Origin of the sequence: Mesorhizobium sp. B4-1-1 (assembly GCF_006439375.1) — a bacterium.
Taxonomy (GTDB): domain Bacteria; phylum Pseudomonadota; class Alphaproteobacteria; order Rhizobiales; family Rhizobiaceae; genus Mesorhizobium.
Genome location: NZ_VFTH01000001.1, coordinates 412626 through 428531, shown reverse-complemented (window position 1 = coordinate 428531; position 15906 = coordinate 412626). Strand labels below are relative to the sequence as shown.

14 protein-coding genes are annotated in these 15906 nt (G+C 64.3%); 9 read left to right on the top strand and 5 right to left on the bottom strand.

The annotated features are described in order from the left end of the window. Window positions 1-191: 191 nt before the first annotated feature. Window positions 192-1073 carry a CoA ester lyase gene (locus FJW10_RS02140; RefSeq protein WP_140898012.1) on the bottom strand — a complete coding sequence of 294 codons (882 nt, stop codon included), beginning with the start codon at window positions 1071-1073 and terminating at the stop codon, window positions 192-194. Next, window positions 1073-1525 carry a MaoC family dehydratase gene (locus FJW10_RS02135; RefSeq protein ID WP_140830616.1) on the bottom strand — a complete coding sequence of 151 codons (453 nt, stop codon included), beginning with the start codon at window positions 1523-1525 and terminating at the stop codon, window positions 1073-1075. The genes FJW10_RS02140 and FJW10_RS02135 overlap by 1 nt, the downstream gene beginning before the upstream one ends. A gap of 152 nt (window positions 1526-1677) precedes the next feature. On the opposite strand from FJW10_RS02135, the gene FJW10_RS02130 reads away from it, so the two are divergent. Then, a complete protein-coding gene (locus tag FJW10_RS02130; protein ID WP_140898010.1) occupies window positions 1678-2799 on the top strand; it encodes a DUF2336 domain-containing protein in 1122 nt (373 codons plus the stop codon). 14 nt (window positions 2800-2813) lie between these two features. On the opposite strand, the gene FJW10_RS02125 is transcribed toward FJW10_RS02130, so the two are convergent. From FJW10_RS02125 to parE, 3 genes are all read right to left on the bottom strand, one after another. Beyond that, entirely contained in the window at window positions 2814-3251 is a 438-nt protein-coding gene (locus FJW10_RS02125) for a VOC family protein (protein ID WP_140898008.1), read from the bottom strand. An 86-nt stretch (window positions 3252-3337) separates the two neighbouring features. After that, complete coding sequence (locus tag FJW10_RS02120) at window positions 3338-5419, bottom strand: FUSC family protein (protein WP_140898006.1); 2082 nt, start codon at window positions 5417-5419, stop codon at window positions 3338-3340. Window positions 5420-5461: 42 nt separating this feature from the next. Continuing rightward, entirely contained in the window at window positions 5462-7516 is a 2055-nt protein-coding gene (gene parE / locus FJW10_RS02115; RefSeq protein ID WP_140898004.1) for a DNA topoisomerase IV subunit B, read from the bottom strand. A gap of 254 nt (window positions 7517-7770) precedes the next feature. Between parE and cpaB the strand changes: the two genes are divergently transcribed. The 8 genes from cpaB to FJW10_RS02075 all read left to right on the top strand — a co-directional run bounded on the left by cpaB (window position 7771) and on the right by FJW10_RS02075 (window position 15802). Beyond that, window positions 7771-8691, top strand: coding sequence for a Flp pilus assembly protein CpaB (cpaB, locus tag FJW10_RS02110; protein WP_140898002.1), 921 nt, complete (start codon window positions 7771-7773; stop codon window positions 8689-8691). Between the two features lie 101 nt (window positions 8692-8792). After that, window positions 8793-10160 carry a type II and III secretion system protein family protein gene (locus tag FJW10_RS02105; RefSeq protein ID WP_246674077.1) on the top strand — a complete coding sequence of 456 codons (1368 nt, stop codon included), beginning with the start codon at window positions 8793-8795 and terminating at the stop codon, window positions 10158-10160. Window positions 10161-10164: 4 nt separating this feature from the next. Further along, on the top strand, window positions 10165-10440 hold the full coding sequence (locus FJW10_RS02100; RefSeq protein WP_140897998.1) for a hypothetical protein: 276 nt from the start codon (window positions 10165-10167) through the stop codon (window positions 10438-10440). Window positions 10441-10453: 13 nt separating this feature from the next. Continuing rightward, the gene (locus tag FJW10_RS02095) at window positions 10454-11668 is read left to right on the top strand and encodes a CpaE family protein (RefSeq protein ID WP_140897996.1); all 1215 of its coding nucleotides are present in this window, start codon (window positions 10454-10456) and stop codon (window positions 11666-11668) included. Further along, window positions 11665-13086, top strand: coding sequence for a CpaF family protein (locus FJW10_RS02090; RefSeq protein ID WP_140897994.1), 1422 nt, complete (start codon window positions 11665-11667; stop codon window positions 13084-13086). The genes FJW10_RS02095 and FJW10_RS02090 overlap by 4 nt, the downstream gene beginning before the upstream one ends. 4 nt (window positions 13087-13090) lie before the next feature. Beyond that, window positions 13091-14056 carry a type II secretion system F family protein gene (locus FJW10_RS02085; RefSeq protein WP_140897992.1) on the top strand — a complete coding sequence of 322 codons (966 nt, stop codon included), beginning with the start codon at window positions 13091-13093 and terminating at the stop codon, window positions 14054-14056. Between the two features lies 1 nt (window position 14057). Continuing rightward, on the top strand, window positions 14058-15020 hold the full coding sequence (locus FJW10_RS02080; protein WP_140897990.1) for a type II secretion system F family protein: 963 nt from the start codon (window positions 14058-14060) through the stop codon (window positions 15018-15020). A gap of 308 nt (window positions 15021-15328) precedes the next feature. After that, window positions 15329-15802 (top strand): hypothetical protein, encoded by a 474-nt coding sequence (locus tag FJW10_RS02075; protein ID WP_140542191.1) that lies wholly within the window; start codon window positions 15329-15331, stop codon window positions 15800-15802. Window positions 15803-15906 lie beyond the last annotated feature (104 nt).

Sequence of the window (15906 nt, the reverse complement as noted above, 5' to 3'; positions counted from 1 at the left end):
CGCTGTCATGACAGCGCGCACGTAGCCGGGCTCTATGACGATTACGCCGCGAGCGTTCGCTACAAACTGATCCCGATGGTCTGGTAGCGGTCAGGCGGAACTGCCTGCCGCCCTGGAGCATTTCACCGTTTCCGTGAAACGGTGAAATGCTCTATCCCCTTGTTTTTACGCAATTCCGGACGGAAAACCGCTCACACTTTTCCTGGAATTGCCCTGGCGCGCGCCAGCAGTCGTTCGGCCAGCCGCAGGTGCGGCCGGTCGTACATCTTGCCGTCGATGCCGACGACGCCTGGATTTCCCGCCGCCGCAAAGGCGTCGACGATCGCCTGCGATCGCCCGACCGCTTCGGCGGATGGCGTGAAGGCGGCGTTGATGACCGGCACCTGCGCCGGATGGATCGCCATCTTGCCGGTGAAGCCGTCGCGCTCGGCCTCGCGGCATTCCTTCTCAAAGGCGGCCATGTCGCGGAAATCCGGAAAGACGGTGTCGATGGCGGCAACTTCGGCCGCGCCGGCCGCCAGAATGGTCATGGTGCGCGCCAGGCGAAACAGGTCGGTGTAACAGCCGTCCTCGTCGCGGGTCGAGCGCGCGCCGATCGCGGCCGACAAGTCCTCGGCGCCCCAGGTCAGCCCGGCGAGCCGCGCGCTCGTTCCGGCATAGCTTGCCGCCGACAGCACGCCCGCCGCGGTCTCGGTGATGATCGGCACGATTCTTATGGCGCCGTCAGGCAGCCCGTTTTCGGCCTCATGCACCCGGAGCTTCGCCGCCAACTGCTGGACATCCTGCCCGCTGTTCGACTTGGGCAGCATGATGCCGTGGGGCTTCGCGGCGACGAGTGCCGCGAGATCGGCGTCGGTGAGGCCGGTCGACAGGTCATTAACCCGCACATAGATGGCGGAACCCGTCCGGTGTCTTTGGCTCGAAATGAACCCGGCCGCGGTCGTGCGTGCCGCCCCCTTGTTCGCGGTGGCGACGGAATCCTCGAGATCGACAATGACCACGTCGGCGCCGGCGCCAAACCCTTTTTCCAGCTTCCGCTCGGAATCGCCGGGTACGAAAAGCAGCGAGCGCATCAGGCCGCCTTCTTCAGCATCATCGCCTGCCTTGTGCATTTGGCGACGAGAACGGCATTTTGATTGTAGGCGCGATGCTCGAACTCGACGATGCCGCGGTCGGGCTTCGACTTGGACTCGCGCACGGAGACGACCGTCGTCTCGACCCGGATGGTGTCGCCGTGAAAGACGGGATGCGGGAACACCGTCTCCTTCATGCCGAGATTGGCGACAGTGGTGCCGACCGTGATGTCGTTCACCGAAATACCGATCATCAGGCCGAGCGTGAACAGCGAATTCACCAGCGGCTTGCCCCATTCGGTCTTTGCGGCGAAGTCGAAATCGATGTGCAGGGGCTGCGGGTTCAGCGTCATCACCGAAAACAGCATGTTGTCGCTCTCGGTCACCGTCTTGCGCAGCGCGTGATGGAAAACGTGGCCGACGACAAACTCTTCCAGATAAAGCCCGGCCATGGTTCGACCTCCTCCAATGCACCTGCTTGATAGGCGTTGGCTGCGCCTCCATCAAGCCGGTTAAGAAACATGGTGAACCGTTCGTAAACCATTTCCAGCCTACCGTTGACAACGGGGCCGGGAACATTCCGGCATGGGCGTAGCTGGTCGGCATGGTTGTTTCGCACTTTCTAAAATGGATTGATACGGCAAGGGTTTCCGAGCGTGCCGCGGCCGCGAGCGCGCTGGCGCGTGCCTATATCAATTCCGATCTGCCATTCGAGGATCGCTGCGCCGCCGAGGCGGCGCTCACGCTGCTTCTGGACGACGCTTCCTCCAAGGTGCGGCTGGCGCTCGCCGAGGCGCTGTCGATGAGCCATCACGCGCCGCCGCAGGTGATCAGCGCGTTGGCAGCCGACCAGCCGGAAGTCGCGGCGCTGGTTCTGGCGCGTTCGCCGCTGCTGACCGATGCCGATCTGATCGAGCGCGTCGCCTGCGGCCAGAAGGCGACGCAGAAGCTGATCGCCAACCGTCCGGTCGTCTCGATGTCGCTGGCGGCGGCAATCGCCGAGATCGGCGAGCCGGAGGCCTGCGCCGCGCTGGTCGGCAACAGCGGCGCCGAGATTGCTTCGCTGAGCTTCCGCCGCATGGCCGAGCGGCACGGCCACCTGCCGCTGGTGCGCGAGGCGCTGATTGCCGATCGACGCTTGCCCGCCGATTGCCGGCACATGCTGCTGGTCAAGCTCGGCGAGACCCTGAAAGGTTCACCCCTGGTGCTGGCGATGATGGGTGCGGCACGCGCCGATCGCGTGATGCGCGACGCCTGCGTGAAAGCCTCGGTGACGCTGATCGAGGGAACGCGCCTGGAAGAACATGCCGCGCTGATCGAGCATCTGAGGCTGCGCGGCGACCTTACGGCAAGCTTCATCATCCGCACCATCGCGCATGGCAAGGTGGACTTCTTCGGCTCGACTCTGGTGGCTTTGGCCCAACAGTCCGAGCAGCGGGTGACAGCGCTTCTAGCCGGCGGGCACGACGTTGCACTGCAGGCGCTGTTCCGCAGCGCCGGACTTGCGCCGGCCACGCATGCCATCATCCTGCGCGCACTCAAGATCTGGCGCGAGGTCGCCAACGGCCGGCGTGTCGCCGGGGTACAGGAAGTGAGCTGGCTGATGCTGAAGGAGCTCGGCGGCCAATCCGCCGACGGCGATCTTGCCGGGCTGGTGAAGTCTATCCACCTCGATGCCTTGCGGGAAAACGCGCGCGGGCACGCGCTGGCCATCGCCGCGGCCTAGGGCATATTCAAGTCTCAGCCGAGTTCCTGGGCGAGGCCGATGAGAAGCCCTTCAGGCCCGCGGATGTAGCAGAGCCGATACGCGTCTCTATACTGGACCACTTCGCCGACGAGCTCGGCGCCGCGCTTGCGGAGTCTCTCAAGGGTCTCGTCGACGTCGTCCACGGTGAACATGGCGCGGAGATAGCCCAGGGCGTTCACCGGAGCGTTGCGGTGATCCGCGATGACAGGCGGTGTGATGAAGCGGGACAGCTCGAGCCGGCTGTGGCCGTCCGGCGTGCGCATCATGGCTATCTCGACGTGCTGATCGCCCAGTCCGGTGACACGTCCGGCCCACTCTCCCTCGACCGTGGCCCGCCCCTCGAACTCGAGGCCGAGCTCGCGGAAGAATTCAATCGTCTCGCCGAGGTCCTCGACGACGATTCCTATGTTGTCCATCCGTTTGAGCGCCATGTGTCCAACCTAAAAATGTCTCGACCAGCCTGACAAGAACCATTCCCGAACCGGTCTGACCTGAAACGCGGCACGCTCCGAATTGTTCAGGCGCGACCCTTCGCAAAGAAATCCGGATAATCTTCCATCGCCGCGGCGATGATGCGTAGCGAGGCGGCGATCTGCAGAATTTCGAGCCGATCGCTGCGTTGGGCGATGCTGGCCGCATATTGCCTCGCCACCGCGACGGTCGCGGTCTGCGGCTCGCCCGGCCGCCTAAACAGCAATTCGCCCGCCAGGCCGCGCAAGAAATTGCCGATGGACTCGACCGTTTCGTGCGGGACGGCGGAGTTCAGTTGCGCGTGGCGCAGCCGCAGCACTTCCAGCCCGACGGTTACGGCCGAAATGCTTCCGCCAAGAATGGGGTCGCCCTTGCGGCCCGTCTGCTGCACCTGTGGCATCAGCTGGTTGATCCGGTCATAGGCGAGGCTTTCGAAGGCCGAGCGCCGGGGAATGCGCTCATGCAGGCAAAGCCGCGCCAAATCCTCGCGCATCGCCTGCGAGATGCGCTCCACGGTGACCCAAGGGTCGGCGGGCAGCACGACAATGAAGACGCCGATGGCAATCAGGATGCCGACCAGGATCGACGCCGAGCCGGCGAAGAACGGCCCGGGATCGTAGATCATCTGTTGATGCGGGCTGAGGAAGGCGAGAAAGTTGATGGCGAAGGCGGTGGCGACACCGACATGGCGGGGATTTGCCATGCCGAGCGCCGCGGGCAACAGGATCGGCACCACGAAGAGCGTGAACCAGCCGAAGCCCGGCAGCGCCGGCAGCGCGACCTGGCCGACCAGAAACGCAAACGGCAGCGCGATCAGCGTTCCGGTGAAGAAACCCCAGGCGGACTGCACCGGATCCGGGCGTGCCGCGAACAGGCTGGAGACGACGGCGACGAGGATGACGGTGCCGGCGGCTTCCGACCATTTGGTCGTCAGCCAGAAGGCCGCCACGAGCAACGTCGCGAGCGCCGCGCGCACGGCGTTGCGCCATGCGGCCTGGTAGTCGCGGTGGACGACCAGCGCCGGCTGGCCTCGCTCGCTCGATTTCCGGGAGACAGGCGAGCGGAGCGCGTCAAGACCGCGCATCACCTGCTTCAGCGCCTCGGCGAAATCGCCGGCAATGGTCAGGCGGGTGATGGTGCCGACCTTCTCTTCGGCGGTATCGTTGGAGCCGTTATCGTTGGGCAGGTCGGGCATCTCCCTGGCCTTGCTTGCGATCGCATCGAGCCGCGCCACCCAGGGGCCGGTGTCGTCGAGCGCGCCGGGTGTCGCCGAAAGTTCGCCGACGAAGGCCTTCAATTCGCTGCGCATGGGAATGAGCGCCGCGTTCTTCGGCCTGCGGTGGCTGTGCAGTGCGCGCGCTGCCGAAAGCGCCCACAGAAGCTGACCGATCGTGCGCCGCACCGGGTGGGCGCGGGTGGCGAAGCTCGGCGCCTCCAGGCGCGCATAGGTGCGCATCTCGGCAAGCGTCTGGGCATCGGTGATCAGCTTGCGCTGGAGTGCGGCGAGGCTTGCGGGATCGCCGTTGGAAAAGGCGCCGCCGGCATATTCGGCGAGGTCGAGGATGCTGCGCTTCAACCTGGAAATGATGGCGTCGGCCGCGAGCTTCGGCAGGATCAGCCGGCTGGTGACGCCGGCGCAGACGATGCCGAGCGCGATCTCCGCGCAGCGGGCGACGGCGAGGTCGACGACAATATGCGGCTGTCCGAGGGCCGGCAGGCTGATGATCATCGCGGTATAGCCGGCAAGCGCGGCGCCATAGGCTTCCGGGTTGCGCAATAGCGACGAGACCAGCGTGCAGACGCCGATCCAGAGCGCCAGCACACTCACCAACAGCCAGGGATTGGCACCGAACAGCGATGTGATGCCGACGGCCGCCAGGCCGCCGGCCAGCGTGCCGAGCAGCCGGTAGAAGCCCTTTGCCAGCACCATGCCGGCGACCGGCTGCGCGACGATGAACACCGTCATCATCGCCCATTGCGGATGGTCGAGCTTCAGCGCGTAGGCGACAAGCAGCGCGATCAGTCCGGCCGAAACCGTGCGCAGGGCAAAAATCCAGTCCGAACGGGTCGGCTGCGTCAAACCGCTTAAGGGCGTCTCGACAACCTCTTTCAACCGCGTCCAGGTCACATCGGTTCTCCGCGCCGGAGACTGTTATGGACCGGCGGGCGATCAGATATCCAGCACATCCGCCTCTGTGAATTCGGCGCGCTCCTGGATGAAGCGGAAACGCGCCTCGGGCTTGGTGCCCATCAGCGCGTCGACGGCATCCTTGGTGGCCTGCTCGGCGTCGATCACGTCGACCCTCAAAAGCGTGCGCTTCCTCGGATCCATCGTGGTCTCCTTGAGCTGCGCGGCCATCATCTCGCCCAGGCCCTTGAAGCGGCCGATCTCGACCTTGCCGCGGCCGGTGAATTCGGTGCGCAGCAGTTCGTCCTTGTGCGCGTCGTCGCGGGCGTAGCCGACCTTGCCGCCCTGCCGGATCGAATAGAGCGGCGGCACGGCCATATAGAGATGGCCGCCGCGGATCAGGTTCGGCATCTCCTGATAGAAGAAGGTGATCAACAGCGAAGCGATGTGCGCGCCGTCGACATCGGCGTCGGTCATGATGATCACGCGGTCGTAGCGCAAATCCTCGTCGCGGTATTTCGAGCGCGTGCCGCAGCCGAGCGCCTGGATCAGGTCGGAAATCTGCTGGTTGGCGGCAAGCTTGTCGTTGCCGGCGGAGGCGACGTTGAGGATCTTGCCGCGCAGCGGCAGCACCGCCTGGCTGGCGCGGTCGCGCGCCTGCTTGGCCGAGCCGCCGGCCGAGTCGCCCTCGACGATGAAGATCTCGGCGCCGGCGGCGGCGTTCTGCGTGCAGTCGGCGAGCTTGCCCGGAAGGCGCAGCTTGCGCACCGCGCTCTTGCGCGAGACTTCCTTTTCCTGGCGGCGCCGCACGCGCTCGTCGGCGCGCGCGATCACCCACTCCAGAAGCTTCGAGGCTTCCTGCGGATTGTCTGCCAGCCAGTGGTCGAACGGGTCGCGAAGGGCGTTCTCGACGATGCGCATCGCCTCGATCGTCGCCAGCCTGTCCTTGGTCTGGCCGACGAATTCAGGCTCGCGGATGAACACCGACAGCATGCCGGCGGCCGAGATCATCACGTCGTCGGTGGTGATGATCGAGGCGCGCTTGTTGCCGATGAGGTCGGCGTAAGCGCGCAGTCCGCGCGTCAGCACGTTGCGGAAGCCGGCCTCATGCGTGCCGCCTTCGGGGGTCGGAATGGTGTTGCAATAGGAGTTGAGGAAACCGTCGCCGCCGAACCAGGTCACCGCCCATTCGAGCGAAGCGTGGCCACCCTGCTTGTCGCTCTTGCCGGCGAAGACCTCGCGCGTGACCTGGAATTCGTCGCCGAGCGTCGCCTTGAGATAGTCCTTCAGGCCGCCGGGGAAATGGAACTCGGCCTTGGCCGGCGTCTGGTCCTTTTCCTTGATCAGCGACGGATCGCAGGTCCAGCGGATCTCGACGCCGCCGAACAGATAGGCCTTCGAGCGCGTCATGCGGTAAAGCCGCGCCGGTTCGAAGGCGGCGCCCTTGCCGAAGATCTGCTCGTCGGGATGGAAGCGGGTCCTGGTGCCGCGGCGGTTGTGGACCTCACCGAGATGCTCAAGACCGCTGACCGGGACGCCGCGCGAAAAACGCTGGCGGTAGAGCTGACGTCCGCGCGCGACCTCGACCTCGAGATGGTCGGACAACGCGTTGACGACCGAGACGCCGACGCCGTGCAGGCCGCCGGAGGTCTCGTAGACCTTGGAGTCGAACTTGCCGCCCGAATGCAGCGTGGTCATGATGACTTCGAGCGCCGGCTTCTTGAATTTCGGATGCGGATCGACCGGGATGCCGCGGCCGTTGTCGGTGACGGTCAGGAAGCCGTCGGCGGAAAGCTCGACGTCGATGAAGGTGGCGTGACCGGCGACCGCCTCGTCCATCGAATTGTCGATGACCTCGGCGAACAGGTGATGCATCGCCTTGTCGTCGGTGCCGCCGATATACATGCCCGGACGGCGTCGCACCGGCTCGAGCCCTTCCAGCACCTCGATGTCGGCGGCGCTGTAGCCCTCGCTGCCGTCGCGGACGGCGGTCGAACGCTTCGCGGCCTGAACGAGCGGATCGGCCGGGCGTGACGGCGCGCGCACCGGCTGTGCCGGCTTTTCCATCTTGCCGAAGAGGTCGTTGCTGTCGTCCATGCTGGGCCTAGCGTCCGGTAATGCGAATCACGTCTCGATACTGCCACGCTTTTGGCGGGCGAACGAGTTCCTGTTCCGTTCAGGGATCAAACTGTCTCTTATTCCAAAACCATTCGATAACCAAGCCGGCCGAAATAGGGCGGCCGGCGTGCCCCGGTGTTCCCGATTCTTTAACATTAACGCCTAGCGTGAGGCCTAACCAACAAAAGACCACGGGCGTCAGGGGTTTCGTTGTGAGGGGCAGGGCCATAACCATGATCGGCATCGCCGCCGTGTTCGGCGCGATCTCGATCTTTGCGGCGGATTTCTGGGTCAAGAGCCAGGCGAAGGCGCAGCCCGAGGTCAAGGTCGTCTCCGTCATGGCGCCGCAGCAGCCCAAGGTCGAGTTCAAGACCATCGTGGTCGCAAGCGCGCCGCTGCGCTACGGCATGGAGCTCGGACGGCCGCAGCTCGCCGAGATTCCGTGGCCGCAGGATTCGCTGCCGCAAGGTGCTTTCCCGACGATCGACAAGCTGCTTGCGGACGGCAGCCGGGTCGTGCTGTCGCCGGTCGAGGTCAACGAACCGGTGCTGCTCACCAAGCTGTCGGGGCCGAATGGCCGCGCCACCCTTTCCAACATGCTGTCGCCGGGAATGCGGGCCGTCACCATCCGCACCGATGAGATCGCCGGTGTCGGCGGCTTCATCACGCCGGGAGACCGCGTGGACGTCGTGCTGACACGCGACGCTGGCGATATCCAGGAAGTGTCCAAGAATGCGCAAGGCGCCGCCGGGTCGACCGTCACGTCCGAGATCGTCGTCTCCGACGCCAAGGTGCTTTCGGTCGGACAGGGCGCCGACGAGCGCAAGACCGAGCCGCAAATCGCCAATTCCGTGACCCTCGAAGTCACCAACGAAGGGGCGCAGAAAGTGGCGCTTGCCCGCACCGTCGGCACGCTGTCGTTGTCGCTGCGGTCCGCCGCCGACGCAACCGCCAGCAATGGCGGGCTTACGACCATCTCGTCCTTCGGCGGCTCGGTTGCCGCAAACGCGCAGGCGAGCACCGCCTCGCTCGTCAACGCAGTGACGAAAGACCAGGGCGAGCCGAAACTAAAGACGGTGATCGTGACGCGTGGCGACAAGGTCGAGGAATACAAGGTTCCTTCACGGGAACCGCCGCAGGAACTGCAGCAATAGCCGGTGGGGACCGGCAGGGACGGGGCAAGATGTTCGGGTTTGATGCATTTCGGACGACCGGGGGATGGCGTCTTCTCGGCGCGATAGCGCTGGCGGCGGCAATGCTTGGCGTCGCCGCGCCGGCAAGGGCTGGCAATGACGTCGTCTATGTCTCGGCGAACAAGAACGCCTCGATCAAGGTGGCCAAGGGCAAGCCGAAGACGATCATGACGAGCGCCGCCTTCTACCAGATCGTCATCGGCGATCCGGAGATCGCCAACGTCAATCCGCTGACCGACAAGTCCTTCTACGTGCTCGGCAACAATCTGGGCACCACCGGCATCGCCCTGTTCGACCAGAACAAGCAGCTTGTCGGCACCATCGACATCGAGGTGACGCTGGACACCGACCAACTGGCCAGCACCATCCGCGCCAGCGTGCCCGACGCCAAGATCAAGGTCGGTTCGGCGAACGGCCGCGTCGTGCTGTCGGGCGAGGCCGACGATGCGGTCGCCGCCGACAAGGCCAGCAAGATCGCGTCGCGCTTTTCCGGCAACGAGGAAATCATCAACTCGGTCAACATCTCGTCCTCGCAGCAGGTGCAGCTCAACGTCCGCTTCGTCGAGATCAATCGCCAGGCCGGTCAGGATCTCGGCGCCAAATACGCCGCCAATTTCGCCTATGGCATCGGCAACCGCAAAGTCGTGCTGAACCCGGATGGGGGAAACCTGACGGCTGCCGGAACAGGCGAGATCATCGGCAGCCTGCTTTCGAACGGCGTTTCCATCGACATCGCCATCAAGGCGCTGGAGGAACGCGGCCTGGCGCGGCGGCTGGCGGAGCCAAACCTGATTGCACGTTCGGGCCAGACGGCGAGCTTCCTTGCCGGCGGCGAGTTCCCGATCCCGGTTTCCGAAGACAATGGTAAGATCAGCGTCACCTACAAGAAGTACGGCGTCGGCCTGGATTTCACGCCGACGGTGCTGAAGGACGGGCTGGTAAGCCTCGACATCGCGCCGGAAGTGTCCTCGATCGACCCGTCCGCTTCCATCCAGGTCAGCAGCGGCATTTCCATTCCGGCCTTCATCGTGCGCCGCGCCAGGACATCGGTCGACCTCAAGAACGGCCAGAGCTTCATGATCGCCGGCCTCCTGCAGTCGCAGAACGACATCACGACATCGCGGGTGCCGGGGATCGGCAGGCTGCCGGTGCTCGGTCCGCTGTTTTCGTCGAAATCCTATCAGCGGCGTGAGACCGACCTGGTCATCATCGTCACGCCTTACCTGGTCAAGCCGGTCGATCCCTCGAAGAATATGGTCGAGCCGACCGACGGCACTCAGCCGGCAAGTCCCGCCGACTATTTCCTGAACAACACCGAGGAAGTGGACGCCTCGGCGTCGAAGCGTCCGGTGACGCTGGCGGACGGCAGCGCCGCCCGCCCGATGGCTGCCGCCACGTCCGGCCACTTCCTCGATCTGCCAAAGGACTAAGGCCATGCGCATCCCCGTTTGCATCGCTCTGCTCCTGTCGGGTTTCGCCGGCGGCTGCACCAGCGACGACTATGTCCGCACCGAAGGGGTGACGCCCGGAGTCGGCAACGCACAGGCTTCCAACACCGCCATGCAGATGGTCGATCCGTGGAAGTACGGCGTGCAGAACACCCGGCTTCTCGTGCCGGCCCGGCGTCCGGGTTCCGAGAGCACCGCCGTCGGTGCGAAGGCTGGCTCGGGGTCGGCGCCGACGACATCATCATCAACGACATCGGACTGACGGGCTGACGACGATGGCATCTGGTAGCAAGACCAAGAAGATCCTGCTCGTTTCGACGGACACGACGTTCTTGCAAGACACACGGACGGCTTTCGCGGCCTCCGAGGTCATCGAGCTTTTGACGCTGGAAAAGAGCGTCAACGAGCTGCGCGGCGAGATCCTCGAGACGGACTTCGGCACGGTCATCGTCGACATGGATGCAGCCAAGCTCGAGGAAATCGAGTCGCTACAGCGCGTCATGCGACGGCTGGAAGGCCGCATTCCGGTGATCGTCGTGACCCAGGAATTCAACGCGGCGGCGGTGCGTATCCTGGTGCAGCTCAAGGTCGCCGATTTCCTGGTCAAGCCGATCACCACGGCCGACCTGGTGCGTTCCGTCATCCGTGCGCTGCAAGGGCCGGGGCGGGAAGAGAACACCGAATCGCACATCTACACGTTCATGCCGGCCGCCGGCGGCGTCGGCACCACCACGCTCGCCTTGCAGACGGCGTTCCAACTGCATCATTCGGTGACGCGCGGCGCCTCGACATGCGTCGTCGACCTCAATTTCCAGCAAGGCGCCTGCGCCGAATATCTCGATCTCGAACCGCGCTTCGACATCACGGAAATCGAGAACCAGCCGGAGCGCCTCGACCGGCAATTGCTTGACGTGATGCTGTCCAAGCATGCGAGCGGGCTGTGCGTGCTTGCTGCTCCCACGCGCCCGTCGGACATGCGCTCGTTCAAGACCGATGTCGTGGTGCGCATGCTCGACCTCGTGGCGGCCTATTTCGACAATGTCGTCATCGACATGCCGCGCACATGGTTCCCCTGGACAGAGACGGTGCTGCTCGGCTCGAACAAGCTCTATATCGTCGCCGAGATGACGGTACCCTGCCTGCGCCATACGCAGCGTCTCATCCAGGCCGTCTATGAGACCGCCGGCAAGGAAGTGAAGCCCAACGTCATCGTCAACCGCTTCGAGCAGAAGATGTTCGACAGCGGCATCAAGCAGGCTGACGTCCAGGAGATACTCGGCGAGCATTTCGTCGGCGGCATCTCCAACAATTACCGGCTGGTGCGCGAGGCGGTCGACCGCGGCGTGCCGCTGCACGCCATCGATCCCAACGCCAATGTCGTCAACGACCTGAAGAAGATCATTCTGCCGGAGGAGGCCGTGCAGACGATGGCCAAGTCGAAGTCGCTGTTCGGCCTGGGCAAGGGCTTGCTGAAGAGGAAAGCAGGATGAACAGCCGCTTTTCCAACCTGCAGAGCCGCGACGTTCGTCCGCAGCGGGCGCCCGAACCCGTTTCGGTGACGCACAATGCAGTGATCATTCCGACGACCCGCAAGCCGGCGCCGCCGAAGCCTGAAGCAGCGCCTGCAAAGAGCGCCAACAAGGTGCTCGATGCGCGTGTGCGTATCCATCGCATGCTGCTCGAGGAGATCAACCTCGTGGCGCTGGAGCGGCTGCCCCGGGATGAAATGCGCCGGCAGGTGCATGAATTCGTCTCGGAAAAGACGCGCAACGAGCGGATGGCGATCAACAACGCCGAACTCGACGCCCTGGTCGACGACATCGTCGACGAGATGGTGGGCCTCGGCCCGCTAGAGCCGCTGCTCAAGGACCCCGAGATCAACGATATCCTGATCAACGGTCACCAGAACTGCTTTGTCGAAAAGCGCGGCAAGTTGCAGCAGGTCAACATCCCGTTCAAGGATGAGGCACATCTACTTCGAATCATTAATAAAATCGTCGCGGCGGTCGGCCGCCGCGTCGATGAATCGCAGCCGATGGTCGACGCCCGCATGCTCGACGGCTCACGCTTCAACGCGGCGATCCGCCCGGTCGGCGTCGACGGGCCGCTGGTGTCGATCCGCAAATTCTCCAAGAACAAGCTCGGCCTGCACAAGCTGGTCGAATTCGGCGCCATCACCCAGAACATGGCCGAGGTGCTGGCGGCGGCGGTGCATGCCCGCAAGACCACGATCATCTCAGGCGGCACCGGCACGGGCAAGACGACGATGCTCAACGCCTTGTCGGCCTTCATTCCGGAAGACGAGCGCCTGATCACCATCGAGGACGCGGCCGAGTTGCAACTGCAGCAGCCGCATGTCGCGCGCATGGAAACGCGTCCAGCCAATATCGAGGGCCACGGCGAATTGAAGCAGCGCGATCTGGTCAAGAACGCGCTGCGCATGCGCCCCGACCGCGTCATCCTCGGCGAGTGCCGCGGCGAGGAGGCCTTCGACATGCTGCAGGCGATGAACACCGGTCATGAAGGCTCGATGGCCACAATCCATGCCAACACGCCGCGCGATGCCATCTCGCGTCTGGAACAGATGCTCGGCATGACCGGCATGCCGATGACCGTGCAGTCGATCCGCAGCCAGATATCCAGCGCCATCGACATCATCGTCCAGCTGACGCGCCTGTCCGACGGCAAGCGCAAGGTTACCAGCGTCGCCGAAGTGACCGGCATGGAAGGCGACGTCATTCAGATGCAGGAGATCTTCCGCTTCGTGCGCACCGGCATGGAGGCGGACGGAAAGATCCTAGGCCACTTTGAAGCGACCGGCATCCGGCCACGCTTCCTCGAGGACTTGCGCAACATGGGCATCGAATTCCCGGGCAAGTATTTCGAACCCGGCCGGCCGCAGGACTAGGCCGGTGTTCGAGGGATACAGCCCGGTCTATGTCGTCTACGCCGCGGCGGCGCTCACCGGCATCATGATCGCCGAGGGCCTTTATTTGCTCTATGCCGGGCGCAGCGACAAGCGCACGGCCATCAACCGGCGCATGAAGCTCGCGGAGAACAAGATCAGCCAGGAGCAGGTGCTGATCCAACTGCGCAAGGAACGCGGGATCGACGGCGGCGGCTCCATCTTTTCCCTCGACCGCTTCCGCGCCCTGCGCACGCAGTCCGGCATGACCACGCCGCTGCCGAAGTTCCTGACGATCACCTCGGGCGTGGCCGCGGCGCTGGCGCTTGTCGGCATCTGGAAGGGCCTGCCGCTCCTGTTCGGCCTCATCCTGTTTGTCTTGCTGTTGCCGGTGCTGCCGGTAATGGCCATGCGCTTCCTGCGCAAGCGCCGGCACAAGCGGTTCGGCATGCAACTGCCCGAGGCGCTGGAGCTGATCACGCGCGGCCTGAAGGCCGGCCATCCTGTGCCGGTGGCGGTTGCCATGGTGTCGCGCGAAATGGCCGATCCGATCGGCACCGAGTTCGGCGTCGTCGCCGACGAGGTGACCTATGGCTCCGACCTGGTCTCGGCGCTGAACAACCTTTTCGACCGGGTGGGGCATGAGGACCTGCCGCTGTTCGTCACGGCGGTGTCGATCCAGAGCAGTTCGGGCGGCAATCTGCGCGAGATCCTCGACGGCCTGTCGGCGACGATCCGCGACCGCGGCAAGCTGCGCCGCAAGGTGCGCGCCATTTCGACGGAGGGGCGCATGTCGGCTTACATCCTGACCGCGGTCCCCGTGCTTCTGTTCACCGCCATCATGGTGCTGATGCCGCAATTCTACCAGGATGTCTGGGACGTGCCGAAGACCTGGTACATGCTGGGCGGCTCCGTCTTCTGGCTGCTGCTTGGCAACGCCATCATGTTCAAGATGTCGAATTTCAGGTTCTGAGATGGAAGACGTCATCCGCTTCCTCGCTTCGCTCGCGCCGACCTCGCCGATGCCGGTCGCCGTGCTGCTCCTCGTGCTGGGCGGCGGCGCCGTCGCCTGGCCGCTGGTGCTCGCCAAGGGCGATCGCGGCGACGTCAAGCGCCGGCTGAAGGTGGAGATTTCGCAGCCGACCGAGCAGGCGGAGCCCGCGCCCAAGAAGAGCACCAACGCCGTGCGCGAGAAGGCGGTGAAACGGGCGCAGGAGTTCTATGCCAAGAGCGATCCGGAAAATGTCGCGCGGCTGCGCCTGAAGCTCATCCAGGCCGGCTACATGGAGCCGCGCGCCGTCGGCATGTTCTTCCTGATCCGTTTCGCCGCGCTGGTCGGCGCGGCGCTCGGCGCATTCCTGGTCAACCACTGGGCTGCCAGTGCCGAGTCGACCATGACCAGCCGCTGGACCTTCATCATCCTGTCGGGTGCCGGCGGCTATTTCCTGCCTGGCCTGGTGCTGACGCAGAAGGTTCGGGAAAAGATGCGCGAATACCGCAACGGCTTTCCCGATTTCATGGATTTGATGATCGTCTGCTCCGATGCCGGCATGAGCATGGAGGCCGGCATCGAGCGGGTCTCCAGGGAGCTTGCCAGGACCTACCCGTCGCTCAGCCAGAACCTGATCCTGGTGTCGCTGGAGTTGCGGGCCGGGCGCAGCCTCGACGACGCCCTGAAGGCGCTTGCCGACCGCCTCAGCCTCGACGAGGTTCGCTCCTTCGCGACGCTGCTGCAGCAATCCAAGGAACTCGGCACCAGCCTGTCGGGCTCGCTGCGCGTCTTTTCCGACGAAATGCGGCACAAGCGCATGTCGCTGGCCGAGGAGAAGGCGCATGCCCTGCCGGCCAAGATGTCGGTCCCGGTGACGGTTTGCATCCTTCCGGTGGTGCTGATGATCGCCATCATACCGATCGTCGTGAAGCTGACCGCGCACTAAGGATGCAGGTGAGGCCGGCCTGCAAATGGCGGCCTTCTGCGCTTCCGTACTTCAAGTACGCTCGCTGTGGCCTTCGCTGGCTGACGCTCTCATAAGTATCTCCGCTCCATGAAGGCCACGGCCGGAGTAGGCCGGTTCTCGGAACCCGTCGCTCTCGGCCCGGCCCGACCTGAATCCGGGCAGCCGTGGTTAACGCATCCTCTGCGGGCAACCAAAATTTAGCTGCATTTCGGCACCGAAGCTTAATCGCTCTTCTGTATGGTTTTTCCTGAAGAACGACCCGGCAAATCGGGCGATGGGGCAGGGGCATGCGTCAGAGACTTCCCAGGGCAGCGGCAGCGTTGGCGGCCGTCTTGATGATTACCGGCTGCACGACGAACAACAATGTCGACACGACCAAGACCACGGCGATCCAGCCGGTGGCCAAGGATGTGAGCGCCAACGACCTCGTTGAAGGCAAGGCGCAGTTCCGCGAGGCGAATTTTGGCCTTGCCGAACAGCATTTCCGCAAGGCGGTCGAACTCAAATCCGACAATGCCGAGGCCTGGATGGGGCTTGCCGCATCCTATGACGAGCTTGGCCGCTTCGACTTCGCCGATCGCGCCTATATGCAGCTGTTGAAAGTCGCCGGGCGCAAGCCGCAGATCGTCAACAATATGGGTTATTCGCAGCTTCTGCGCGGCAACAAGAAGAAGGCGCGCGCTCTGCTGCTCGAAGCCAAGGCCGGCATGGCCGACCAGACGGTGGTCAACGCCAATCTGGCGCTGCTCGACAAGGGCTGATCCGTCTGCGGGTTCCCGTTTCCCGTGTATCCTCACGGGATTTCGCCTCACATGTCGACGCTTTGTAAACCCTGTGTCGAGGTAGCGTTGGGCATCGCCCGAAA